A 516-nucleotide genomic window follows, 5' to 3' on the forward strand; every position below is an offset into this window, starting at 1 on the left:
CAAGCTGCTCAAAGCGCTGGTCGACAAGGAACAGCCTCAGCTGATCATCCTCGGCAAGCAGGCGATTGACGACGACGCCAACCAGACCGGCCAGATGCTGGCTGCGCTGGCCGGCCTGCCGCAAGCCACGTTTGCCTCGAAGGTGCAGATTGCCGACGGCAAGGCTTCGGTCACGCGTGAAGTGGACGGCGGCCTGGAGACCCTGTCGGTCACGCTGCCGGCCGTGGTCACCACCGACCTGCGCCTGAACGAGCCGCGCTACGTGACGCTGCCGAACATCATGAAGGCGAAGAAGAAGCAGCTCGACACGGTCAAGCCGGAAGATCTGGGCGTGGACGTTGCACCGCGCCTGAAGACGCTGAAGGTGGTCGAGCCCGCCAAGCGCAGCGCCGGCGTGATGGTGCCCGATGTGGCCACGCTGGTGTCCAAGCTCAAGACGGAAGCCAAGGTGCTGTAAGGGGCGGGTTTGTAACCTTCCCGCAACCGCACGCAACTTCAAGCACACCGAACAGGCAG

1 protein-coding gene is annotated in these 516 nt (G+C 64.1%); it reads left to right on the forward strand.

All coding sequences use genetic code 11. The features are described 5' to 3' along the window. On the forward strand, positions 1-457 hold a 457-nt coding region (locus D1614_RS28970), incomplete at its 5' end, for an electron transfer flavoprotein subunit beta/FixA family protein (protein ID WP_147384425.1). Between the last annotated feature and the right edge of the window lie 59 nt (positions 458-516).

The sequence above is a fragment of the Maribellus luteus genome (assembly GCF_003576475.1).
GTDB lineage: Bacteria > Bacteroidota > Bacteroidia > Bacteroidales > Prolixibacteraceae > Draconibacterium > Draconibacterium luteum.